General features: G+C 38.5%; 24 protein-coding genes. 23 read left to right on the plus strand and 1 reads right to left on the minus strand.

Annotated features, from left to right (window positions below; all coding sequences use genetic code 11):
• The first annotated feature begins 44 nt into the window (after positions 1–44).
• The 3 genes from BLS22_RS00760 (at position 45) to BLS22_RS00770 (ending at position 3,195) form a co-directional block, all read left to right on the plus strand.
• The gene (locus BLS22_RS00760; RefSeq protein WP_090548903.1) at positions 45–974 is read left to right on the plus strand and encodes an LCP family protein; all 930 of its coding nucleotides are present in this window, start codon (positions 45–47) and stop codon (positions 972–974) included.
• Between the two features lie 122 nt (positions 975–1,096).
• Complete coding sequence (locus BLS22_RS00765; RefSeq protein ID WP_090548906.1) at positions 1,097–2,371, plus strand: putative DNA modification/repair radical SAM protein; 1,275 nt, start codon at positions 1,097–1,099, stop codon at positions 2,369–2,371.
• Positions 2,372–2,454: 83 nt separating this feature from the next.
• Positions 2,455–3,195, plus strand: a complete 741-nt coding sequence (locus BLS22_RS00770) for a TIGR03915 family putative DNA repair protein (RefSeq protein ID WP_090548909.1) — start codon at positions 2,455–2,457, stop codon at positions 3,193–3,195.
• Between the two features lie 109 nt (positions 3,196–3,304).
• Here the strand turns inward: BLS22_RS00770 and BLS22_RS00775 are convergent, their stop codons facing one another.
• Positions 3,305–4,720, minus strand: a complete 1,416-nt coding sequence (locus tag BLS22_RS00775; RefSeq protein WP_090548912.1) for a sodium-dependent transporter — start codon at positions 4,718–4,720, stop codon at positions 3,305–3,307.
• A 758-nt stretch (positions 4,721–5,478) separates the two neighbouring features.
• Between BLS22_RS00775 and kal the strand changes: the two genes are divergently transcribed.
• From kal to BLS22_RS00870, 20 genes are all read left to right on the plus strand, one after another.
• Positions 5,479–5,862: a 3-aminobutyryl-CoA ammonia lyase gene (kal, locus tag BLS22_RS00780; RefSeq protein WP_090548915.1), complete on the plus strand. Its 384-nt coding sequence runs from the start codon at positions 5,479–5,481 to the stop codon at positions 5,860–5,862.
• 15 nt (positions 5,863–5,877) lie between these two features.
• Positions 5,878–6,696: a 3-keto-5-aminohexanoate cleavage enzyme gene (gene kce / locus BLS22_RS00785; protein ID WP_090548917.1), complete on the plus strand. Its 819-nt coding sequence runs from the start codon at positions 5,878–5,880 to the stop codon at positions 6,694–6,696.
• Position 6,697: 1 nt separating this feature from the next.
• Complete coding sequence (fsa, locus tag BLS22_RS00790) at positions 6,698–7,342, plus strand: fructose-6-phosphate aldolase (RefSeq protein ID WP_090548919.1); 645 nt, start codon at positions 6,698–6,700, stop codon at positions 7,340–7,342.
• A gap of 43 nt (positions 7,343–7,385) precedes the next feature.
• A complete protein-coding gene (fabG, locus tag BLS22_RS00795; RefSeq protein WP_090548923.1) occupies positions 7,386–8,126 on the plus strand; it encodes a 3-oxoacyl-[acyl-carrier-protein] reductase in 741 nt (246 codons plus the stop codon).
• Positions 8,127–8,356: 230 nt separating this feature from the next.
• Positions 8,357–9,370, plus strand: coding sequence for a class II fructose-bisphosphatase (gene glpX, locus BLS22_RS00800; protein WP_090548926.1), 1,014 nt, complete (start codon positions 8,357–8,359; stop codon positions 9,368–9,370).
• Positions 9,371–9,456: 86 nt separating this feature from the next.
• Complete coding sequence (gene glpX / locus BLS22_RS00805) at positions 9,457–10,425, plus strand: class II fructose-bisphosphatase (RefSeq protein ID WP_090548929.1); 969 nt, start codon at positions 9,457–9,459, stop codon at positions 10,423–10,425.
• Between the two features lie 159 nt (positions 10,426–10,584).
• Positions 10,585–11,910, plus strand: coding sequence for a transcription termination factor Rho (gene rho / locus BLS22_RS00810; protein ID WP_244269462.1), 1,326 nt, complete (start codon positions 10,585–10,587; stop codon positions 11,908–11,910).
• A gap of 144 nt (positions 11,911–12,054) precedes the next feature.
• Positions 12,055–12,252, plus strand: coding sequence for a 50S ribosomal protein L31 (rpmE, locus tag BLS22_RS00815; protein ID WP_090548935.1), 198 nt, complete (start codon positions 12,055–12,057; stop codon positions 12,250–12,252).
• 145 nt (positions 12,253–12,397) lie between these two features.
• Positions 12,398–12,985, plus strand: a complete 588-nt coding sequence (locus tag BLS22_RS00820; protein WP_090548938.1) for a thymidine kinase — start codon at positions 12,398–12,400, stop codon at positions 12,983–12,985.
• 499 nt (positions 12,986–13,484) lie between these two features.
• A complete protein-coding gene (locus BLS22_RS00825) occupies positions 13,485–14,627 on the plus strand; it encodes an ABC transporter substrate-binding protein (RefSeq protein ID WP_090551501.1) in 1,143 nt (380 codons plus the stop codon).
• Positions 14,628–14,693: 66 nt separating this feature from the next.
• Positions 14,694–15,569, plus strand: coding sequence for a branched-chain amino acid ABC transporter permease (locus tag BLS22_RS00830; RefSeq protein WP_090548944.1), 876 nt, complete (start codon positions 14,694–14,696; stop codon positions 15,567–15,569).
• Positions 15,570–15,573: 4 nt separating this feature from the next.
• Positions 15,574–16,656, plus strand: a complete 1,083-nt coding sequence (locus BLS22_RS00835; protein WP_090548945.1) for a branched-chain amino acid ABC transporter permease — start codon at positions 15,574–15,576, stop codon at positions 16,654–16,656.
• Position 16,657: 1 nt separating this feature from the next.
• Complete coding sequence (locus BLS22_RS00840; RefSeq protein ID WP_090548946.1) at positions 16,658–17,419, plus strand: ABC transporter ATP-binding protein; 762 nt, start codon at positions 16,658–16,660, stop codon at positions 17,417–17,419.
• 2 nt (positions 17,420–17,421) lie between these two features.
• Positions 17,422–18,129: an ABC transporter ATP-binding protein gene (locus BLS22_RS00845; protein ID WP_176761991.1), complete on the plus strand. Its 708-nt coding sequence runs from the start codon at positions 17,422–17,424 to the stop codon at positions 18,127–18,129.
• A gap of 46 nt (positions 18,130–18,175) precedes the next feature.
• Positions 18,176–18,661 carry an L-2-amino-thiazoline-4-carboxylic acid hydrolase gene (locus tag BLS22_RS00850; RefSeq protein ID WP_090548953.1) on the plus strand — a complete coding sequence of 162 codons (486 nt, stop codon included), beginning with the start codon at positions 18,176–18,178 and terminating at the stop codon, positions 18,659–18,661.
• A gap of 15 nt (positions 18,662–18,676) precedes the next feature.
• Entirely contained in the window at positions 18,677–19,660 is a 984-nt protein-coding gene (dhaK, locus tag BLS22_RS00855; RefSeq protein WP_090548956.1) for a dihydroxyacetone kinase subunit DhaK, read from the plus strand.
• 9 nt (positions 19,661–19,669) lie between these two features.
• Positions 19,670–20,311 (plus strand): dihydroxyacetone kinase subunit DhaL, encoded by a 642-nt coding sequence (gene dhaL, locus BLS22_RS00860; protein WP_090548958.1) that lies wholly within the window; start codon positions 19,670–19,672, stop codon positions 20,309–20,311.
• Positions 20,312–20,379: 68 nt separating this feature from the next.
• Entirely contained in the window at positions 20,380–22,098 is a 1,719-nt protein-coding gene (locus tag BLS22_RS00865) for a sigma 54-interacting transcriptional regulator (protein ID WP_090548961.1), read from the plus strand.
• Between the two features lie 408 nt (positions 22,099–22,506).
• Complete coding sequence (locus BLS22_RS14900) at positions 22,507–22,674, plus strand: hypothetical protein (RefSeq protein ID WP_176761992.1); 168 nt, start codon at positions 22,507–22,509, stop codon at positions 22,672–22,674.
• Positions 22,675–23,259: 585 nt separating this feature from the next.
• A complete protein-coding gene (locus tag BLS22_RS00870; protein WP_208974649.1) occupies positions 23,260–24,195 on the plus strand; it encodes a DUF1385 domain-containing protein in 936 nt (311 codons plus the stop codon).
• The last annotated feature ends 277 nt before the right edge of the window (positions 24,196–24,472 follow it).

Consider the following 24,472-nt stretch of genomic DNA (forward strand, 5'->3'; position numbering starts at 1 on the left):
AAATAACAGGAGAACCCACAGGACGTTACATAAAGGAGAGAATAATGAATAAAAGCAAAGCTCTAAAAATCAGTTTAAGTATTATGCTTTTAATTTTATTAATAGCAGCAGTTGGTTTTGAAAAATACAATACTATGAAAAATCCTCAGCAAGCCTTTTATAAGGAGCTTCACCAACAGGAGATGGATGCTATAGACAAGGAGACGATCCCCAAGAGGAATATTATCAATGTTCTTTTGTTAGGGGTGGATAGTACAGAGGAGAGGGAGGCTAAGGGATCTGGTTATCGGAGTGATGCCATCATGGTGGTCTCCATGGATTTAGATACAAAGCAGGTAAAGGTACTTTCTATTCCACGGGATAGTTATACCGAGGTTCCAGGCAATGACAATAAAGATAAGATTAACCATGCTATGGCCTTTGGGGGAGGACCTAGGGGCAAGGGTAATGAATATGCTGTTGAAGCTGTAGAGGGCCTACTGGGCATTCCTATTCATCATTATGTTACGATGGATTTAGATGCTGTCAAAGATGTTGTAGATATCATTGGTGGAATAACCATAGATGTAGAACGCAGCATGGGCTCTGGAGGAAGACAGCTGAAAAAGGGGAAACAAAAACTTGATGGACAGCAGGCCCTCATCTATTTATCAAATCGTAATGCATCAACGGGGGATTTTGCTAGGATAGAACAGCAACAGAAGTTTATGCTGACTCTATTTCAGCAAACAAAGGAAAAGGGTAGATTCTCTGATATTCTTCCTATATATTTTAAGGTACAAAATAAGATATTTACCAATCTCAACATAGAGCAGATAGGGGCATTGGCTTTGTTTTTAAAGGATGTTGAATCACAGAATATAGAAATATTTACCCTCAAGGGGAAAAACATGATAATAGACGGGATATATTATTTAGACATTGATAGGGATTATATGGAGGAGATCCTGAAGGAAATCTTCTATAGGAGGTAGAATTTGTAAAAAGAACATACGTTTGACAAATTTTCTCCCTTAGGGTAAAATTAAAATTAAAGATAACGAATGCTTGAAAGCCTTGGAAAACTAAGGAAAGATACGAGTGGAGAGGTGTAGTCATGGATGTTCTGAAAAAACTTGAGATTTTAGCGGATGCAGCAAAGTATGATGTGTCCTGCTCCTCCAGTGGCAGTAATAGAAAAAATAGTGGGGGTCTTGGCAATGGTCATATGTCGGGGATTTGCCACAGCTGGGCCGATGATGGCCGGTGTATTTCTCTGTTAAAAATCCTCCTAACCAATGATTGCATCTATAACTGTGCCTACTGTGTGAACCGAAGTGGCAATGATTTACCTCGAGCCTCCTTTACTCCAGAGGAGGTGGCGGATCTTACCATTAATTTTTATCGGAGAAATTACATAGAAGGTTTATTTTTAAGTGCTGCTGTCCTAAAAAGTCCTGATTACACCATGGAGCTCCTATTAAAGACAGCAAAGCTTCTCCGCCATCATTATAACTTCAATGGATATATCCATATGAAGGCTATACCAGGAGCAGACCATAGGTTAATCCATGAAGCAGGTCAGCTGGTGGATAGAATGAGTGTCAACATAGAGCTACCCTCCACCAATGGTCTTAAGCTACTGGCCCCTCAAAAAAAGAAGGAGGCCATCCTAAAGCCTATGGGATTTATCTCCTCTCAGATTACCCAAAAAGTAGAAGAAAGAAAGCTTTTCAAAAACACCCATAAATTTGTGCCAGCAGGACAAAGCACCCAGCTAATTGTAGGGGCCACACCAGATGCTGACTTAAATATTTTAAGGCTATCGGAGGGTCTATATCAACGGTTTGGATTAAAAAGGGTTTACTACTCAGCCTATGTCCCTGTGTCCAGTGATCCTAAGCTTCCTGCCATAGCCCAGCCACCCCTGCTGAGGGAGCATCGTCTTTATCAGGCCGACTGGCTTTTGAGATTCTATGGGTTTTCTTCTCAGGAGCTGCTACAGGAGGATAAACCAAATTTTGATATCCATTTAGACCCCAAATGTGACTGGGCCCTTCGAAATCTCCAGCTGTTTCCCATTGAAATCAACCGTGCCCCCTATGAGATTCTTCTGCGGATACCAGGGATTGGGGTGAAATCCGCTAAAAGGATTATAGCAGCCCGTAGGTTTCATTCCCTTTCCTATGATAACCTCAAGAAGATAGGGGTGGTATTAAAGCGGGCCAAGTATTTCATCACCTGCAGGGATAAATATTATGGAGAAATAGATTTTCATAGGGAAGGTCTTTTAAGACAAGCTCTGATGGGGACTGAGATAAAGTCACCCTCCAAAGCAATAGAAGAAGGCCAACAGCTATCGATGTTTACCAATGGATTACTAACTTCTTAGTAAAACATAAGTTAGCCTATAAAAGTAATATTTACCATTAATAAAAGGCGATAAAACAGGCTTTATCAAAGGAGACTTTTATCATGATCCACTATATTTATGACGGCAGTTTTGAAGGGATGTTGACGGCCATCCATGAAGCCTACTATCGACCTGAGAAACCCCAAAGAATATTGAGGGAGGGTCCTAAGCAGCAAAACATCTTTGTGACACCCATAGCCATCGTGACGGATTCCCAAAAGGCTGACAAGGTCTATGGAGCCATTAAGGAAAAAATCTCCCATAGGGCCCTTAAAAATGTATTTTATGGTTTTTTATCGGAGGAGGAGGAGGTTGCCACTTGGATTTATCAGTACCTACAGCTGGGCTTTAAGCTAGGGGGAAAGGTGGATGGATACCATACGGAGGAGAGGGTGGCCAAGCTCCATAAAGTCAGCCAGAAGGTGGGGAAAGAAGCCCATAGGATGTTGGGGCTTATTCGATTTCAAAAACTTGAGGGAGGGATTTATTATGCTTCTATAGAGCCAGATCATAATATAACAGCCCTAGTGGCCCCTCACTTTGCCAATCGAATGGCAGATCAAAATTGGGTAATTCATGATGAAAAGAGAAATATTGCAGCCCTTTATAATCAGAAGGAATGGATTATAAGGGAGGGAGAGATGGGGGAAGAACTGGCCCTCCATGGGGAGGAGTTGGCCTATCAGGAGCTATGGAGAAAATATTTTAAGGCCATAGCCATCAAAAACCGCAGCAACCCCCGCCTACAAAAATCCTATATGCCAAAGCGTTATTGGAAGCACTTAATCGAGTTAAACAAATAGTATAAAAACAGCATCATCAATGAAGGGGACAGGTCCACCGATTACCAACAATCAATGGACCTGTCCGCTTGGTTTCCCCAAAAAAGGCGACCCGGAGGTCGCCTTTTAGTTATAGTTTCTTAGAGAATACTCCTAGTGCAAGAATCATCAAAACTCCAAATATCATTAAGCCTGTTTGTGCAATTGATCTAATTCCTGCAACAGCAACGATAGCAATTGCTACAGGGATAACATATTTTATCAAAGTATACCATGCTTCAAATAATGCAAATTTAACTGTTCCACCATTTGTAAGTTCTTGTTTAAGCTCTTCCTTATCTAGGAACCATCCAACAAAGATTGCCAATAATAATCCACCGATGGCTAAGAAGATCTTGTCGGTCAGGATATCAAAGAAGTCAAAGAATCCAACCCCGAATACTGTAACCCCTGACATTGCACCCATAGAAAGGGAAGATAGAACACACAATACAGCCATAGCACTGGATACAGAATAAACAGCTTTCTTTCTTTCCATTCCTCTTTCATCGATAAAGTAGGCAACTGCAACCTCCATTAAGGATACGGAGGAGGTAAGGGCTGCAACCGTTAAGGCTACAAAGAAGATAATAGATAATAACATACCAATACCGCCCATTGCAGCAAATACAGATGGAATAACAACAAATACAAGACCAGGTCCAACTGCTGGTTCCATTCCAAAGGCAAAGATTGCTGGGAACATAGCAATACCAGCTAATAAAGCAACTCCAAGATCCATACCAGTTACAAGAGTAGCATTACTTACAAGATCTTCTTTTTTGTTCAAGTAACTTCCGTAGGTAATCATACAACCCATACCAAGGCTAAGGGAGAAGAAGGCTTGACCTAAGGCGGCTAAGAAGGTTTGACCTGTCACCGCTGAGAAGTCAGGCTTAAACATGTAGCTAAGTCCTGCTGCTGCTCCTGGAAGGGTGAGGCTTCGAACGGCAATCAATACTAAAAGCCCAAATAATACAGGCATTAATATTTTACCAGCCTTTTCTATACCACCGGCGATACCCTTGGCAACGATAACTACGTTAAATAACATGAAAATAAGCATCCATACCAGTGGTTGGGTGGAGCCGGTAATGAAACCACCGAACACATCCCCTATTGCTTCAGGATTACTTAACAACCCAGTGAAGGATTTTGCTACATAGGCAGCGGACCAACCACCAACGACTGGATAGAAGCCCATGATGAAGAAGGCACTTAAGACCCCAAGCACACCTGCAAAGGTCCAGTTTTGACTATGACTTTTGTAAGCACCAACAGCTGCACGACTTGATTTTCTACCTACGGCAAATTCGGCGATCATAATACTAACACCAATAAATACAACAAAAGCTAAATAAATAAGAAGAAATGCCGCACCACCATTTTCACCCAGTAGGTAGGGGAATCTCCAGATATTACCAAGTCCAACGGCTGAGCCAGCTGCTGCCATGATAAAACCAATCCTCGATCCCCAATTCTCTCTTTTGACTAAACTTTTTTCCATAAAAAAACTCCCTCCTTTAAATGTTTAAGTTTGTAGTACCAGTAATAAGATATTAGTGCAAAATACTAATTAGAATTACTTATTAAATTGATTACAAAAACTTATTTAATGATATTACCATATACATAAAAGCATGTCAATGGTAAAATGTTTCAAATATTTAAAATATTTTAAATGTAGGTTATATTAAATATCACCGTTGGTTTTTCTCCAAATAAGCATAATAAAATCTGCTGGAGATTTGGACAACCCTGGCTATTACTCGAAACACCTCCAATTACAAAATCCAGAAGGTTTTGTAAAATAACAATAATTATCTTTAATAGAGGTTAAATATAAAATAAACTATACATAAAGGAAGTAATTTCTTCTAAAAATAAAAAACAAAAAAATACAATCTATTATACAGAATATATCACAGTCCCAACAAAAAGTCAAAATAGTTAAAATATTCACACTAAAATTTGCAAGGTTATTATAAATAATCAGCAGTTTAAATTTTATAATCTTTTTTACTTATGAAAGCATACATCGGTTTTGGGGGAAGATTTTAAAGGAATGATGATGAGGAAAGGGGTGGATATCACCCTTTTCCTATAGAAGATAGGTGATCCACCCACAAGATAAAATAGCAATATTATAAATTTTGGTACTATTTTTAACAAGGTACTTATGGAGAAATATTTCTATGTATGCTATCATTAAGATTAGCGATAAATAAAGTTATCATTTAAATTTTATGTAAGGAGGAATTGAACATGAAGGCAATGATTCGTATGAGGATGAGTATGCATGATGCCCACTATGGAGGAAACTTGGTGGATGGAGCAAAAATGCTTCAATTATTTGGAGATGTGGCAACAGAGCTTTTAATCCGTAATGATGGAGATGAGGGACTGTTTGCTGGCTATGAAAGTGTGGAATTTACAGCTCCAGTATATGCTGGGGATTATATTGAAGCAGTGGGAGAAATCACAAAGATGGGGAACAGTTCTAGAAAAATGACCTTTGAAGCCCGTAAGGTTATTGTACCTCGTCCCGACATCAATGATTCTGCCTGCGATGTTTTAGAGGAGCCTATCGTTGTATGTAGAGCGATGGGAACCTGTGTGGTTCCGAAGGATAAACAGAGAAATAAATAATAAAGGAGGGTTATTATGGAAAAGCTAATTATTACAGCCGCTCTTACGGGGGCAGAGGTCACAAGGGATCTACAGCCAAACCTACCTATCACCCCCGATGAAATTGCACAGGAAGCCTATGATGCCTACAAGGCAGGGGCTTCTATTGTACACATCCATGCCAGGGATGAGGAGGGAAACCCTACCCAGTCCTTTGAGGTATATAGGGAGATTAAAGAGAAAATTGAGGCTAAATGTAATATCATTTTTCAGCCCTCCACCGGTGGAGCTGTATGGCATTCTCCTGAGGATAGATTACAACCGGTAGAATTAAAGCCAGAAATGGCAACCTTAAGCTGTGGCACCTGCAATTTTGGTCCCGATGTTTTTATGAACAGCGAAGGCTATATGGAAAAGTTCGCCAGTAGAATGAAGGAGCTGGGTGTGAAGCCGGAGATGGAAATCTTTGAACGGGGAATGATTGAAAATGCCAAGAAGCTAGTGAAGAAGGGCTTAGCAGTAGCACCCCTGCACTTTGATTTCGTGTTGGGGGTACCGGGGGCTTGTCCAGCTACACCAGAGGATTTACTACATATGGTGAAGGCCATCCCAGAGGGTTCTACATGGACGGTGGCTGGTTTGGGTAGACATGAACTGTCATTGGCCACGATGGCTATTCTATTAGGGGGTCATGTAAGGGTTGGTTTTGAAGATAATATTTACTATAATAAGGGACAGTTGGCCAACTCCAATGCCCAATTAGTAGAAAGAATCGTAAGAATTGCCAATGAACTGGGCAGGGAAGTAGCTACTCCTGATGAAGCAAGGAAAATCTTAGGAATAGGAAGGGAATAAAATGAAGCTTTTTATTGATACTGCCAATGTTGATGAAATAAGAGAAATTGCTGAATGGGGGATTTTAGAAGGTGTTACCACCAATCCTTCCCTCATTGCTAAGGAAGGTAGAGATTTTAAGGAAGTTATTAAAGAAATTACAGAAATTGTAGATGGACCTATTAGTGCTGAGGTTATTAGTCTCAAGGCAGAGGAAATGGTGCAGGAGGCTGAAGGATTAGTAAAAATCCACAATAATATTGTCATCAAAATTCCTATGACGGAGGAAGGCTTAAAGGCTGTAAAGCTTCTTGCAGCTCAAGGGATTAAAACCAATGTTACCTTAGTATTTTCTGCTGCCCAAGCTTTGATGGCTGCAAAAGCAGGAGCCACCTATGTCAGCCCATTTTTGGGAAGGTTAGATGATATCGGCCATAGAGGTATAGACCTTGTGGAGGAAATTGTAGAAATTTTCGACTTGTATGGTATGGATACTGAAGTTATATCAGCCAGTATACGGCATACTACCCATGTTCTAGAGGCTGCCAAGGTAGGCTCCCATATTGCCACCATACCCTATGGTATATTTAAGCAGATGGTAAAACATCCCCTTACCGACAGTGGGATAGAACGATTCTTAAAAGACTGGGAAAATGCAGTGAAATAGATGTTGAAAATTTATTAAAATATATAATAAAGGAGGAGAAATTATGCGGTTAAAGGATAAGGTGGCTTTGATCACAGGCTCTACTAGGGGTATAGGTAGGGCGATTGCGGAAAAGTATGCTGAAGAAGGGGCTAAGGTCATACTAATTGACAGAAGTGGAAAAGGCCTTGATAAAGCAATGGGGGAAATGAAGGCAAAGTATGGAGTAGCCTATGGTTATGTGATGGATGTAACCAACAGATCTCAAGTCCAGGAAGTGTTTGCTAAGATTATAGAAGATTTGGGAACAATAGATATTTTAGTCAACAACGCTGGTATTACAGCCGATGCTCAAATTTACAAAATGGCCGATGAGCAGTGGGATAATGTCATCAATGTTAACTTAACAGGTGTATTTAACTGTACAAAGGAAGCCGTAAAGATCATGAGGGAAAAGGAATTTGGGAAAATCATCAACATTTCCTCGGTAGTAGGATTGTATGGGAACTTTGGTCAAACCAACTATGCTGCTACAAAATCTGGTGTCATCGGCATGACCAAAACATTAGCCAAAGAATTAGGCAGAAAAAATGTCAATGTCAATGTAGTATGCCCAGGCTTTATTGCTACAGAAATGACGGAAAAGATGCCGGAAAAGGTATTGGCCACAATGAAGGAAAAAGCACCTCTAAACCGATTAGGAACTCCAGAAGACATCGCAAATGCATGTGTTTTCCTAGCATCTCAAGAAGCCAGCTTTGTAACGGGAGCTGTGTTATCTGTGGATGGAGGAATTGTACTATAGATTTGTCCTAAGCTTTTACTATTTAAATATAAAGGAGGAAGATGTCAAAAAATGATGTCTTCCTTATTTTTTGGGAAATATTATTTCGTCAGTTGTGAAATAATATGGTTGAGAATTGCCCTTCAATAGTATAATATATTTATATAATAATCTACATAAAGTATAACACAATAACAGGATCATACTGAATATTCAAACAACATATTGTTTTGGATGAAGGAGGAATTTTGATGGATAGAAGTTTATCCTTGGAGTTAGTAAGAGTAACAGAAACAGCAGCCTTGGCTTCGGCCTCCTATATGGGTAGAGGTGATAAGGAGGGAGCTGATCAGGCGGCGGTAGATGGTATGAGAAGTACTTTTTCTGGTCTTTCTATTAAAGGAACGGTTGTCATCGGTGAAGGTGAGCTGGACGAGGCACCGATGTTATATATTGGAGAAGTAGTGGGCTGTGGAGAAGAAGGAGAGTTAGAGGTAGATATTGCAGTGGATCCTTTAGAAGGAACGAATCTGATCGCCAAGGGTCTCCCCAACGCCATTGCAGTAGTAGCCATAGCTCCTAAGGGATGTCTTTTACATGCCCCCGACACCTATATGAAAAAAATTGCCGTAGGCCCTAAAGCAAAGGGTGCTGTGGATATCAATGCCCCTGTAAAACAAAATCTAGAGGCCGTGGCAAAGGCTTTGGATAAAAACATAGAGGATGTAACGGTTATTATCCAAGACCGGGACAGACACGCTGATATTATCCGGGAGGTGAGGGAAGCAGGGGCCAGGATTAAACTCTTTAGTGATGGGGATGTGGCGGCTGCCATGGCAACTGGGTTTGAGGAAACCGGGGTAGATATTATGCTGGGAATCGGAGGTGCTCCCGAAGGAGTTATCGCTGCTGTAGCTTTAAAATGCTTGGGTGGCGATATGCAGGGGATTCTTCATCCCATGAGTGAGGAAGAAGTAGGGCGTTGCAGGGAGATGGGTTTATCAAAGGAAGATGTAGAAAAGGTTCTGACCCTAGATGATTTGGTCAGCAGTGATGACTGTTTCTTTGCGGCAACAGGGATTACCCAAGGAGATTTGCTGAAGGGGGTTCTTTACCTAGGCAACAATCAAGCCCAAACCCACTCGGTTGTAATGAGGGGGGAAACAGGCACCATAAGATTTGTTGAAGCCATCCATCGTTTAGATAAAAATGAAACCTTGACGGAGGTATTAAAGAAGCATAAAACCTTTATGCCCAATAGGTAATATATGAAGCCTCCTTTAATATAGCCCTATTAAAAGAAGTAATTATTGAATAAAGAACAAAATTTTATAAAAGGCAGGGAAAAAATATGGATCGTAACTTAGCCTTAGATTTAGTTAGAGTAACAGAAGCAGCTGCCCTAGGAGCTGCAAAGCACATGGGCAGAGGAGATAAAATCGCAGCTGATCAAGCTGGAGTAGATGGTATGAGAAAGGTCTTCGACAACCTCAACATTGAGGGGGTCGTTGTTATTGGCGAAGGGGAAATGGATGAAGCCCCAATGCTCTATATAGGAGAAACTGTAGGCAAAAGAGGGGCTGAATGTATCAAGGTAGACATTGCTGTAGACCCTGTGGAAGGCACCAACTCTGTAGCTAAGGGTCTTCCCAATGCTATTGCAGTAGTGGCCATGGCCCCTAGAGGATGCTTATTAAATGCCCCTGATATGTATATGGACAAAATTGCTGTAGGACCCAAAGCTGCTGGAAGGGTTCATATCGATGCCCCCATCTATGAAAACCTCAAGGCAACCGCTGAAGCCTTAAATAAAAGCATTACAGATCTAACAGTGACCATGCTGGATAGACCAAGGCATCAGGATATTGTTAGACAATGTAGAGAGGCAGGAGCTCGCATCAAGCTATTTAAGGATGGGGATGTTGCCGCCGCTTTAGCTACCTGCTTTGACTATACAGGGGTGGATATTATGCTGGGAATTGGTGGTGCTCCAGAGGGGGTAATTGCTGCTGCAGGATTGAAATGTCTAGGGGGACAATTTGAAGGCAAACTGATTCCCTATGAAGAGGAAGAAAGGGAAAGATGTATAAAAATGGGTGTGGATGTCAATAAAATCCTATATATGGAGGATTTGGTAAAGGGTCAAGAAGTTTACTTTGCCGCCACTGGCATTTCCGATGGGGAGCTACTGAAGGGGGTTATGTATAAAGGAAACAATCAAATCACAACCCATTCTGTCGTTATGCGTTCCAAAACAGGAACTATTCGTTTTATAGAAGCCATCCATCGCCTCAACAAAAAGCCTAAATATGCCTATTGACAAAAAATGAATTTTAGTTAAATAATTGACAGTTCTTGCAAAACGTGATAGCATAGTCTAAAAATGACTTCATAAGGGGGCAAAGTTTATTTAACTTTGTCCCTATCATTGAATAAGTTGGAGGTGTAACAAAAGTTGGAAGATTCGGAACTACAGGAAATGAAGCTTACGGAGCTTCGAGAGGAAGCAAAACAATTGGGTATAAAGAATTTAGTGAAATATAAAAAGTCGGAACTAATTGAACTGATTTTGCAGGAAAAGCAAAAGGAAAAACCAAAGGAAAAACCAAAGGAAGTAAAACCAGTTACTCCCATTATCAATAAGAAGGAAAACCAATTACCCCAGCATCTTTCCGATGAAATTCCAGAAGGAGAAGAAATGAACGTTGCTGAAGGCATACTGGAAATCCATCAAGATGGCTATGGATTCCTCAGAAGAGAAAATTATTTATCCAGTGATAATGATATATACATATCTCCATCTCAAATTAGAAGATTTAATATGAGGACGGGAGACAAAATTACTGGTATTACAAGGCCCCCAAAAAGCGGTGAAAAGTTTAAAGCTCTTCTTTATGTAAAGAAAATCAATGAATTAAATCCAGAATCTGCTATCCAAAGACCAAATTTTGAAGATCTTACCCCTATTTATCCCAAGGAACGAATAAATTTAGAAAATGAAACAAATGAATTATCTACACGATTAATTGACCTGATAGCCCCTATTGGAAAAGGGCAAAGAGGTGTTATTGTTGCCCCTCCAAAGGCAGGAAAAACCATTTTGCTACAAAAAATTGCCAATAGTGTAGCCATCAATTATCCAGAGATTGAAATTATTGTACTTCTCATTGATGAACGGCCTGAAGAAGTAACCGATATGCAGCGATCCATTAAAGGAGAAGTGGTTTATTCCACATTTGATGAGTTGCCTAGTCACCACATTAAGGTGGCAGAAATGGTATTAAATCGGGCCCAAAGATTGGTGGAGCATGGTAAGGATGTTTTGATTTTATTGGATAGTATTACAAGACTAGCTAGAGCCTATAATCTCACCATTCCGCCTACAGGAAGAACCCTTTCAGGAGGTTTAGACCCAGGAGCCCTTCATAAGCCTAAAAGATTTTTTGGTGCTGCCAGAAATTTAGAAGAGGGTGGAAGTCTTACGATTATTGCAACTGCTTTGGTGGAAACGGGAAGTAGGATGGACGATGTTATTTTTGAAGAGTTTAAAGGTACTGGTAATATGGAGCTTCATCTAGATCGCAAGCTATCGGAAAAGAGAATATTTCCTGCTGTGGATATTAATAAATCCGGTACCAGAAGAGAAGAACTATTGTTGAGTCAGGTTGAACTAGAGGGTATTTGGAGTATTCGTAGGGCTATGAGCAATAATTCGGTGCAGGAGGTTACAGAAAAAATTGTAAGCTCCCTAATGGAAAGTAGAAAAAACAGTGATTTCGTGGAAATGATCAGGAAAAGTATTTAGTGATTTTTTTCTTGTCACTATAAAGGTTATATGCTATAATGTAGTAGTTAAATTCTTAAGGGATAATATTTACTATTAACTACTTAATAATAAAGAAGTTATCATCATTTCAACATAAGTATTTTAGGGAAAGAGGTGAATACAATGAAAAACGGTATCCATCCAGAATACAATGAAGTAGACGTTTTCTGTGCATGTGGAAACAGCTTCAAAACAAAGTCAACAAAAAAAGAAATCAGAGTTGAAATTTGTTCTGACTGCCATCCTTTCTATTCTGGTAAGCAAAAAGCAGTAGAAAAAGGTGGACGTGTAGAAAAATTCAAGAAAAAATTTGGTATGTAAGATTCCTAAATAGATGTAATCAATCAAGGTTAGAAGGGACCCTTTCTAACCTTGATTTTTTGTATAACAAAGATCTTCTTTGATGACAAGTAGAAGTGGGCTTTAATGCTAGAGGTTGTCTAGAATCTAAAGAGGAGATGAGACAATGGTAGATATAGTAGAATATTCTAAGCGGGGTAGTATAGAAGTTATTGTAGGACCTATGTATGCTGGAAAAAGCGAGGAACTGATTCGAAGGGTAAATAGGGCGAAGATAGCTGATTTGAAGGTATTGACCTTTAAGCCAGCCATTGATGATAGATATTGCAGCAACAATATTACCTCCCATAATGGTAAAAAGATGGGGTGTACAGTAGTAGAAAGTGCCAAAGAAATCAAGGAATACATAGAGAAGGAAGACTTTGATGTCTTGGCCATTGATGAGGTTCAGTTTTTTGGTGAAGGTGTTATAGAAATCTGCCAAAAAGCTGCTGAAGAAGGAAAACGGGTTATTGTCTCTGGTTTAGATATGGACTTTAGGGGAGAGCCCTTTAATGTCACACCAAACCTTATGGCCATAGGAGAATATGTTACAAAGCTGACGGCCATCTGTAGGGTATGTAAAATGCCTGCCACCAGAACCCAAAGACTTGTTAATGGAGAGCCGGCTAAGTACAGTGATCCCATCATTATGGTGGGGGCTAAGGAGAGCTATGAAGCAAGGTGTAGAAGGTGCCATAGGGTAATTAAATAGGATTTTAAAAGATATCTATGGGATTTTATAGGGATAGGTATCTTTTTTTGTCTAAAAACCAGTCCCGTTATTCTATTAGCCAGTTGAAGCTATAGGGTATATTGCTATACTATGATGGATTGTAGCTACTTATAAGCAACAAATTTCAAGGGATGCCACTTATGTGTATCATAATGAGCCACTATTTCAAATAGACAATATATATGCAACAGTTCAAAACAATAAAATTTTTAGAAAATTATTGACAAATATTGTGGAACAATATATTATTTAAGATAGATACATCATATGAAACACAATGTATCAAAATGAAACAAAGCAAGACCTTCAATTGGAGTTTAGGAACAAAAAATATGGAGGTTTTGAAAATGCTTGGCTAATGCTGTTTGCTATTTCATCCTGGTTTTGACACTTAATGTTGATAAAAAGGGGAAGGAGGGTGGAGATAGGGGCTAAGCATGATTTTGGTGATATAAAAGAAAAAGAGGAGGGAATTATTGTGAAAAAAATAATAGGGTTTATGTTAATAGTTGTGTTGTTAACAACCACGCTTGTGGGATGTGGCCAGTCTGCTGGAGGTAGTAATGCAGGTGAACAAGATGCTGGAGTTATCAAAATTGCTGTTGCAGGTCCGTTGACAGGTGATTTTGCAGAGTATGGTACTGGCTTTAAAAATGCTGTTGAGCTTCAGGTAGCCGAGTGGAATAATGCCGGTGGTGTTCTTGGAAAACAAATTGAAATAGTTGTATATGATGATAAAAACAATGGCGAAGAGGCAGCTACCATTGCTGAGAGAATTGCTTCTGACAAGGATATTATGGCGGTAATAGGACACTTTGCCAGTGGCGTATGTATGGCGGCTTCCCCAACCTATCAGGAAAACGGTATCATCAATGTATCGCCTTCCGCATCGCATCCTGACTTTACAAAAGAAGGGGACTTTATTTTTAGAAACAATACTGTAATCAATGTAGAGGCTCAAGTGGCTGTTGATCTTGCGTTAAACACCTTAGACAAGAAAAAAGTAGGTATCCTTTCAGTAAGAACCGACTGGGGAACAAATACTGCAGAAATTACTAAAGGTCTAGTAGAAGCTGGAGGAGGAACCGTCGTTGAACACCAAGAGGTTGTTGATGGCACCATTGACTTTGGACCAAATATTACAAGATTACATAATGCAGGGGCTGATGTAGTGATTGTTGTAGCTATGTACAATACACTAGCACCGTTTGCAACCCAATATAAAGCAGTTAATCCTAATATTGATCTGGTAGGATTCTCCAATGCCTACAGTCAACAATTAATTGATCTTGCAAAAGAAAATGCTGAAAATATTCATTTCCCTACAATCTTTTTCCATGGCAGTTCAGATCCAGCTATTCAAGCTTATGTAAAGGCTTATGAAGATAAATTTGGTTCTAGTTCAAGTAGTTTGACTGCCCAAGCCTATGATAGTGCAGGTATTATTTTAGAGGCTATTGAAGCTGCTGGAAAGGCTGATCGCAGAGCCATAAGAGACGAACTTTATAAAATGGTTTATTCAGGTGTAACTGGTCAAACTAGCTTCAATGATATAGGAGATGCTATTAAGAGCTTTACAACTGTTAAAATCGAAAATGGTGTTTTTGTAGAGGTGCAATAACAAGGATAGTATAGAAAAATCCATAAAGCATTAGGCAGTATATAACATAAACAAGGGGGTGTAAGCTTGATAGTACAGCAACTAATGAATGGTTTGGCTTTAGGGATGGTGTATGCACTAATTGCAGTAGGATATTCCCTGGTCTTTGGAATTTTAAGACTGGTGAATTTTTCCCATGGATCAGTTTACGCATTTGGTGCCCATATGGCGTTGCTTTTCGTGGCTATGGAATTTGGTGTGGTGCCAGCTTTAATTCTAAGTATAGTGTTTACTGGCATATTAGGAATGGCCATTGACAAGATTGCCTTGGCCCCCCTTAGGGCTAAAAATTCAAAGGGTATAGCAGCGTTAATTACAACGATTGGTATTTCCTACATTATCCAAAACCTTCTTATGATTGTATTTGGAAGTGAAACCAAATATTTTCCTAAGCTATTTGATTATGGCAATATCCATATAGGTGGCTTTAGCCTAAATACCACACAACTATTTATATTTGGTGTATCTCTAATGTTACTTTTATTACTTACTTTTATTATAAGAAAAACCAAAATAGGTCTTGCTATGAGGGCGGTAGAGCAAAACCCAAAGGCCGCCAATCTAATGGGTATAGACGTAAACTTTATAATAAGCTTTACCTTCTTTTTAGGAGGGGCTTCGGCGGCTATTGCCGGAACTTTAATAAGCGGATATTATCAGGTCGTTTATCCGACAATGGGTTTTCTAGCAGGACTTAAGGCCTTCTCTGCTGCAGTATTAGGTGGAATTGGTATATTACATGGTTCGATTATAGGAGGATTGGTGGTAGGTGTTTCTGAAAGCTATGCTGCTGCTTTTCTTGGAGGAAGCTATAGGGATGCTGTAGCATTTATTATCCTCATTATCGTTCTTCTTGTAAAACCAACGGGCTTATTTGGAAAGAAAGGTGTTGTAAAGGTATAGGACTATGAAAAATATATATTTTGCTAACAATCAACTTTTCAGTAAATTAAGTGAAAAAGTAAGGAGCATCACCGCTAATACCAAAGTAAACTACTGTGTTTTGGTTGGTTTACTATTAGCTTTACCCTATATCATCAGTTCCCAATATCTTTTAAGAATTGTCATTATGATAGGTATATATAGTATATTGGCCTTATCGTTGGGTCTTGTTACAGGATATGCTGGACAAATATCTTTAGGACATGCAGCTTTTTATGCAATAGGTGCCTACACCTCCGCTGTCATTAGTGTTAACTTTGGCATTAGCTTCTTTATTACAGCACCTATTGCAGCTATTGTTGCAGCCTTATGTGGATTGTTATTGGGACTACCTACCTTAAGGCTTTCGGGAACTTACTTAGCAATTACTACACTAGGATTTTGTGAAATAGTAAGGATGGTATTGCTTAATTGGGATCCAGTTACAAATGGACCCTTAGGGATTTCTAGAATTCCAAGACCCTCTTTGTTTGGTTTGGATCTTACCCTAGCAAATAACGGTATGTATTACTTGATGTTGGTATTTTTAGCATTGACGGTTTTAACAGTTATGGCCATTGTTAGGTCTAAGATGGGTCGAGCCATGACAGCCATTAGAGAAGATGAATTAGCGGCAACCATGATGGGAATTAAAACCACAACCTATAAAGTTATTGCCTTTGTGGTATCTGCCTTTTTTTCTGGACTTGCCGGTGCCTTCTATGCCCATATGATAAGATTCATTGACCCCAACACCTTTACCTTTGATACTTCTATCATGATTTTAAGTATTGTTATTTTAGGGGGTATGGGTACGATTAAAGGTATGTTTTTAGGCTCCATTATTTTGGTTTCATTTCCAGAGGTTTTAAGATTTTTACAGGAATATAGATTTGTTGTTTATGGATTTGTCTTAGTTATGATGATGAGATTTCGTCCCCAAGGTATTTTAGGAGGACAACAAAAATCTGAATATAAGCTTCCTAAAGGGGTTGTAGTTGATAGGGATCAAAACCCATCCCCTGTAGAAAAAGGGAAAGCAATTCATACAGTAGAGGAAGGGATATGATATGGCATTCCTTGAAGTGAAAGATGTAACAAAACAATTTGGTGGACTTCTTGCCGTTGATAAGGTTTCCTTAGAGGTCAACAAAGGAGAAATAATAAGTATTATAGGTCCTAATGGTGCTGGCAAAACAACACTTTTCAATATGTTAACAGGGGTTTACACCTTGACTGAAGGTGAAATTATCCTTGACGGAAAACCAATACACAATCTTCCACCCCAAGAAATTGTTAAGGCTGGATTAGCCAGGACATTTCAAAACATCAGACTTTTTGGGGATATGAGGGTTATTGAAAATGTTTTGGTAGGAATGCATATCAATACGGAGTACAATTTCTTTGATTTGCTATTTAGGACAAAACGATTTCGAAATTTAGAGAGGGAAAAACATCAAGTAGCAATAGAAATCCTTGATTCAATAGGCCTTAAATCTAAGATGCACAACTATGCTACTAATTTACCCTATGGTGATCAGAGGAGATTAGAGATAGCTCGAGCTATCTCCACCGATGCACAAATTCTTCTGTTAGATGAACCGGCAGCTGGGATGAATCCCAATGAATCGGAGGAACTGTTGAATTTTATTAAGACATTAAGGGATAAAGGCTATACCATCATACTGATTGAGCATGATATGAACGTTGTTATGAATATTTCCGATAGGATTTATGTCATCGACCACGGTAAAAAAATTGCTGAAGGTTTGCCATCGGACATTGCCAACAATAAACGGGTAATCGAGGCATATCTTGGAAGGAGTGAATAGCCGTGCTAGTAGTTAAGAACTTAAATACCTATTACGGAAATATCCATGCCCTTAAGGGGGTTAGCCTAGAAGTAAAAGAGGGGGAAATTGTCACCCTTATAGGTAGCAATGGTGCTGGTAAAAGTACCACCTTAGGAAGTGTTACAGGGTTATTAAAGACCAGCTCTGGAGAAGTATGGTTTAAGGAGGAAAACATCACCAATGCTCCTCCTTCAGAAATTGTGAAAAAGGGTATAAGTCTTTCCCCGGAGGGTCGGGAGGTTTTTCCTGCCCTGACGGTGGAGGAAAATCTTCAATTGGGGGCTTATATAAGAAAAGACAAACAAAACATTGCAGAATCCTATGATAGGGTCTATGATTTGTTTCCACGACTGTTTGAAAGGAAGAAACAACAGGCAGGCACCTTATCCGGTGGTGAACAGCAAATGCTGGCCATAGGTAGAGGATTAATGTCAATGCCGAAATTGCTCTTATTGGATGAGCCTTCCTTAGGTCTTGCTCCCAACCTAGTGCTTATGATTTTTGATTTGATTGTTTCAATTAATCAACAGGGTACTACTGTATTGTTGGTTGAGCAAAATGCCAATATGGCATTGTCCATTGCCCATCGAGGCTATGTTTTAGAAACCGGCAAGGTAACCTTGACGGATGATGCCAAAGCATTAAGCGATAATGATATGGTTAGAAGGGCTTATTTAGGAAACATTTAAAATTTAAATATAAAATATAAAATATAAAAAATGGAGGTATGTCATTATGTGTCAAGCATGTGAATGTGAAAAAACGTATACACAAGAGGAACTTACAGAGGCTTTTAGAAGTGCAATTGAGGATAGGGGAAGATGGTTTTATTTATTACATAAGTATACACCAGAGGGATTTGATGAAATAGCTGAGAAGGCAATAACTGAATTTGGTATTGCAAAGGGTAAAGGTTTAGGAGAATGTAAAACTGCTAAGGATTTTGCAAATGGGATTTTAACAGGTCATGCCCGTGAAGCATTTGCTATGGAGCCAATCAAGCTGGAGGAAGATGAAAGTGTCATTAAGTTCCGTCACTGTGCCCTTGTAGAAGCATGGAAAAAGCTTGGTTGTTCAAAGGAGGAAGTTGCACATCTATGTGATCTAGCTTGCTTTGGGGACTTTGGCATGGTGAGTGTATTCCCAGAATTAAAGCTTGAGTTTAAGCAACTTTTAGCTAGAGGAGAAGAATGCTGCGAAATGGTTATTACAAAAAAATAGTTAGGGTGATAAATCATGAAAAAAATAATTAATAATCCTAATCATGTTGTAACAGAAATGCTTCAAGGTATTGTAAAGGCCCATCCTGAACTTCAATACTTTGAGGGGGTTGAAGTAATCTGTAAAAAAGATAAGAAGAAAAAAGTAGGACTTGTATCAGGGGGGGGTAGTGGCCATGAGCCCGCCCATGCAGGTTATGTAGGAACAGGTATGTTGGATGCAGCTGTATCTGGCAATGTGTTTGCATCACCATCCCCCGATAGGGTTTTGAAGGGTATTCAAGAGGCCAACACTGGTGAAGGGGTTCTTCTAATTATCAAAAACTACTCTGGAGATATTATGAATTTTGATATGGCTAAGGAATTGGCAGAAATGGAAGGAATCAGGGTAGAGTCAGTGGTGGTTAAGGATGACGTAGCTGTGAAGGACAGTACTTATTCTACTGGAAGAAGAGGGATTGCTGGTACTGTATTTGTCCATAAATTAGCCGGTGCTAAATCAGAAACTGGAGCTAGTTTAGATGAGGTGAAAAGAGTAGCAGAAAAAACCATCACAAATATCCGTAGTATGGGTATGGCTATGACCCCTTGTACATTACCTGCTGTTGGTAAGCCAGGGTTTGTATTGGAAGAAAATGAAGTAGAAATTGGCATGGGAATCCACGGAGAACCAGGGGTTGAAAAAACCACCATAAAAACCGCTGTTGAGCTTGCAGAAATTTTGTGCAACAAAATTCTTGATGATTATGATTATGAAGGAAGCGAAGTTGCTTTAATGGTCAATGGACTTGGGGCCACTCCTTTAATGGAATTATACATTTTAAACAATGAAGTTGAGAAGGTTTTATCTAAGCATAATATTAAAATTCATAAAACCTTTGTAGGAAACTATATGACAGCCCTTGAGATGGCCGGTTGTTCCATTACTTTACTCAAGCTTGATGATGAACTAAAAGAACTGCTGGATGCTCCTTGTGATACACCAGCAATGAAAGTTTAGGTGATAACTATGGAGATAAAGATCAATACTAAAAAGTATATTGAATATATTGAAATGGCAGCGAAAAAGATTGAAGCCAGCAAGGATTATGTCACAGAGCTGGACTCCATAACCGGTGATGGAGATCATTGGGTGAATATGAACATGGGATTTGAAAAATTAGTGGAAACCAAAGAAGAACTGGCCACTATGGACTTGGGACCATTGTTTCAAAAAATTGGTATGCTGCTGATGTCTACTGTAGGAGGATCTTCTGGAGTATTATACGGAAGTGCTTATATAAAAGCAGCTAAAACCATCGGTGATCAGAAGGAAATGGATATCAATCTATTATGTGATGTATTGGAAGCAAAGGTAAATGCCATTATGGAACGTGGCAATGCTAAGCCAGGATGTAAAACCATGATTGATACATTGTATCCAGCTGTGACTGCTTTAAAGGAAGCTTTAGAAAAGGGATTGAATGACTATGATGCTTTACAAGCTTTAAAGCAGGCGGCAATTGATGGAATGAACAGCACGAAGGATATGGAGGCCCTTAAGGGTAGAGCTTGTTATCAATCAAACAAAGGTGCAGGGCATATTGATCCAGGAGCTGTCACCATGTGTTACCAAATAGAAGTTTTAGTTGAATGTTTATGTAAAGAATAGTAAACTGATTGTAACAAAAGGTGTTAAATAAGCAGTAAATACCCTATCATTATTTAAGGTGATATTCAATGTATCTTGGAGAAATTAGAGGCGCTGCATCAAAGTTTGCTGAAACTATTTCAAAAATTTTTGATGTTGATGTCATGATCATCGATAACAACTATAATAGAATAGCCAACACATTCATCTATGCAAACGACCCTACTCCTATTACTCGGTATACGATAATAGGAGAGGTGTTGCATACAGGAAAGGTTGTAGCAGTAAAAAATAAAGCTATCTATCAACACTGTAAAAATTGTTCGGATTTAGAGGAGTGTGCTATATCAGGGCTTGTTAGTGTGCCTATATTCTTTGAACAGAAGGTTATAGGAGCTATTGCCCTGTTAGTACCCAACAATAAAACTAGTCCTATTTTTGAAAATCTTGAGATTTCAATAGATTTTTTAGAAAAAATGTCGGATTTATTAAGCTCAAAGCTTAAAAATATTGATGACTATAATAAGCTTAATCTTATTAAAAAAGAGCGGGAAATCATCCTGGATATGCTGGAGGATGGGTTGGTATTTTTAAATGATGTGGGAGAAGTGATGCATTGTAATCATCAATTTGAGAAATTTTTCAGAATTGAGAAACAGATTACTGGTCAGCATATAGAAAAGATCATCGATCACCCATTGATTCATGATACTATTGTATTTAGAAAAAATTTTTCCCATAAATTATTCTATTATGAAGAAAAGAGCTATGGTTTCTATGGTTTTTTATCCTGCCATAACATCACTTTAAATGCTGTTAACTATGGGTTTTTACTGACATTTAAAAGTCTTGGAAGAGTATATAATGTTTTAAATGAGGCTTCCGATAATAAAACGAATATTTCCTTCAATGATATTGTTGGCAAAGATGCCAAATTAATTGAAGAAATCAACAAAGCAAAACAACTTGCTGTAACCAATGAGATTATTTTAATTTCCAGTGAACCAGGCCTTGGAAAGTCTGTTTTTGCTAAAGCTATTCATAATTTTTCCGACAGGGCACAACAATACTTTGTATGTGTGGATTGTTATAATAAACCCTATGATTTGTTGGAAAAGGAGATTTTTGGATATCAAATCAATGAAAACCCTAAAACAACAGGGATTGGTAAGTTAAGAATGGGCCACAAGGGTACAATATTTTTTAAAAACATAAATGACATGCCCCTTTATCTACAGCAATGGCTGGTGGACATTATTAAGACCAAGCAGCTTAAACAAGGGACCTATAAGGATTTTCCCATTGATGTTAGGATGATTTTTGATACCCGTTGCGATATAGCCTCCCTTGTTGAAAGGGGAATGTTTAATGAGGAGTTATATTTCAGGATTTCAAAAAATATCATAAGGATACCTCCTCTTTCCCGTCGCAAAGGAGATATAAAAATAATTGTAGATGATACAATCGAAAAGCTGAAGGCAAAACACCTAAAAACCCATCTTAAATTTGATAAAGGTGTGTTGGAAAAAATGTATGGATATAGCTGGCCCAATAATATAGACGAAGTTCAAAAAACAGTGGAACTCCTTATTGGAAATGCTAAGGGCTGTAACATTACTTTAGAGGATGTAAGGGATTTTGATTTTGTAGAATTTCAAGGGGCCGAGACAAAAACTGTAGAGGTTATGGAAAGAGAATTAATAGAAAAAATGCTAGCCAAATACCAATCCAAAACAGAAATGGCAAAGGCCATGGGGATAGGTCGAGCAACCTTATATAGGAAGCTAAGAAAATATGGAATGATTTAAATTGCAAAATTTATAAAACTACCCTGGGCTTTAAAAGGGTAGTTTTTATAATTAATAGGAAATTATATACTTTGCAAAAATGTGGATAAGTTTAAACGTAAGTTGCATCAATTTTTTCAATCCAGGTTTTAAGTAAAAGAGTTGATTTAATTTCCGTTATTGGTTTCAAAAAAGTCTACCAATAAACCTTCCAAAGGGTGACTTTTTTATATTTAAGAAATTGCTTATAGAACAATTCAAAGTTCGGCAGAAATCTTACATTTATTGACAGATACATTCCTCTATAGTAATATTTGTTTAAGATGAGTAGGGTGTAAAACAAGGAAGGATACAATCTATTTGACTTCCTAGCTAAAGACCTAGGGTGTAGGACAGGAAGGAAGAATACTTTTGGAAAGGAGTATTTTTATGTCTAATACTTTAATGATCATTGGTTTATTGGGAATGGTGGCTGGTGTTATATCCCCTGTTTTTAGGGTTTTAAACAAGAAACCCAGACGTTCTGCAGGATGGGTAGTAACTATAATCCTATCTTTTTTAATTTTTATTTTAGGGGTAGTACTGGGGATGGAATAATTTAAAACGGGTGACTTCAGTATATTACTGGAATCACCCGTTTTATTGATAATAGAATCGGAAGTAGCTATACCAATCAATTAACTGCTTTGGCGGATTATCGATTATCATCTTTTATCTATCAACGCCTCTCTACTTTAGTTTTTTCAAAGGGATTTTGTGAAGGTTATCTATACTACCTCTGGCCTACAATCAAAGTACTACTTTTAATATACAGGGTTTTACTTATGAGATTGGTAGGGAACTACCGGATTCTATTATATTATATATATACGCAGCAAGTGGAAAAAGTAAACACAAAAAATAAAAAAACCTCAACTTATTTTTTAGGCTCTGTTAAACACTACTGTTGATTTTCACCTTCTATGAATTCTTGCACTCTGTCATTCTGAGGGAACCGAAGGATCTATAGACGCTTCCTTATCCTCGGGGGCAATCCCTTCATATGTTGTCATAGTTTTATCTATACAATATCAACATCTATCTTTAACATAGGCATTTCTTAAGGTTTTTTAATTATAGTAAAGGACCTATAGATAGTATATAATAAAATAGTGAAAATTATTTTAGAGAGGATTTTAATTTATGCCTGAAATTAGACGAACAAGTATAGGGGGTCAAGCCCTTATCGAAGGAGTTATGATGCGGGGACCTAAGGAAGTAGCCATCGTGGTAAGGCGTCCTAACCAAGAGTTAACGGTTAAAAAGGAAGCTGTTGGAGGCATTGTACAAAAATACAAGCTAAATAAAATACCTATTTTGAGGGGTGCCATTGCCTTGATTGATTCAATGGTGCTGGGGATGAAGTCCTTAACCTATTCTGCAGAAGTTGCAGAGGAGGCTATTGAAGAGGAAGAACCCGATAAGTTTCAAAGGCTTATGGAAAGAATCTTTAAGGACAAAGCCAATGATATACTATTATATACCTCTGTAGCTATAGCTATGATGATTTCTATTGGGGTATTTATTATAGGACCCACCTTTGCCACTAGTTTTTTAGGGAGGTACATTGAAGGAAATATTGCATTGAATCTTATAGAAGGACTTTTAAGGCTAGGTATGTTTTTGATTTATGTTATTTTTATTTCTAGAATGAAGGACATTCAGCGGGTATTTCAATATCACGGAGCAGAGCATAAAGCTATTTATTGTTATGAACACGGAGAAGAGTTAACGATAGAAAACGCTAAAAAATATACAACCCTTCACCCTAGATGTGGAACCAGCTTTTTGTTTGTAGTTATGATGGTGAGTATTATTCTCTTTTCTATGGTGGGATGGCCTAATCCTTTGGTAAGGACAGTAACTAGATTGGCATTGTTACCAGTAGTGGCTGGGATTTCTTATGAGATTATTAAAGTCAGTGGTAGAAGCAGCTCTCCTATTATGAAGGTCATTAACTATCCTGGCTTGATGCTGCAAAAACTCACCACCCTTGAACCCGATGCAGGGCAATTAGAGGTGGCAATAGAAGCTTTAAAAAACGTTTTGGTGGAAAATGAAGAAGAAACCAAATGGTAATCGAGAAACCTCGGCCTAGGGGCTGGGGTTTTGTGCAGTCATCCTAATACATTTGCATATAAGGATTTCGTTGGAAACAACGATAGAATTTAACAGACCATTAAAGTGAATACTATATAGCTAGAAAGAATTTTATCCTTCGGTGTATTGCTTTTAGCCTGCCGCCTTATGGAGCCAGGAGATCAAGTACTACATCCTCGAAGTAAATTCGGCTACAATTCAGAGGGTGTAAAAACTCCCTCTTGATAAACAAACTAAGTAATCAACAGGAAAGTTA

The sequence above is a fragment of the Natronincola ferrireducens genome (assembly GCF_900100845.1).
Classification (GTDB): domain Bacteria; phylum Bacillota; class Clostridia; order Peptostreptococcales; family Natronincolaceae; genus Natronincola_B; species Natronincola_B ferrireducens.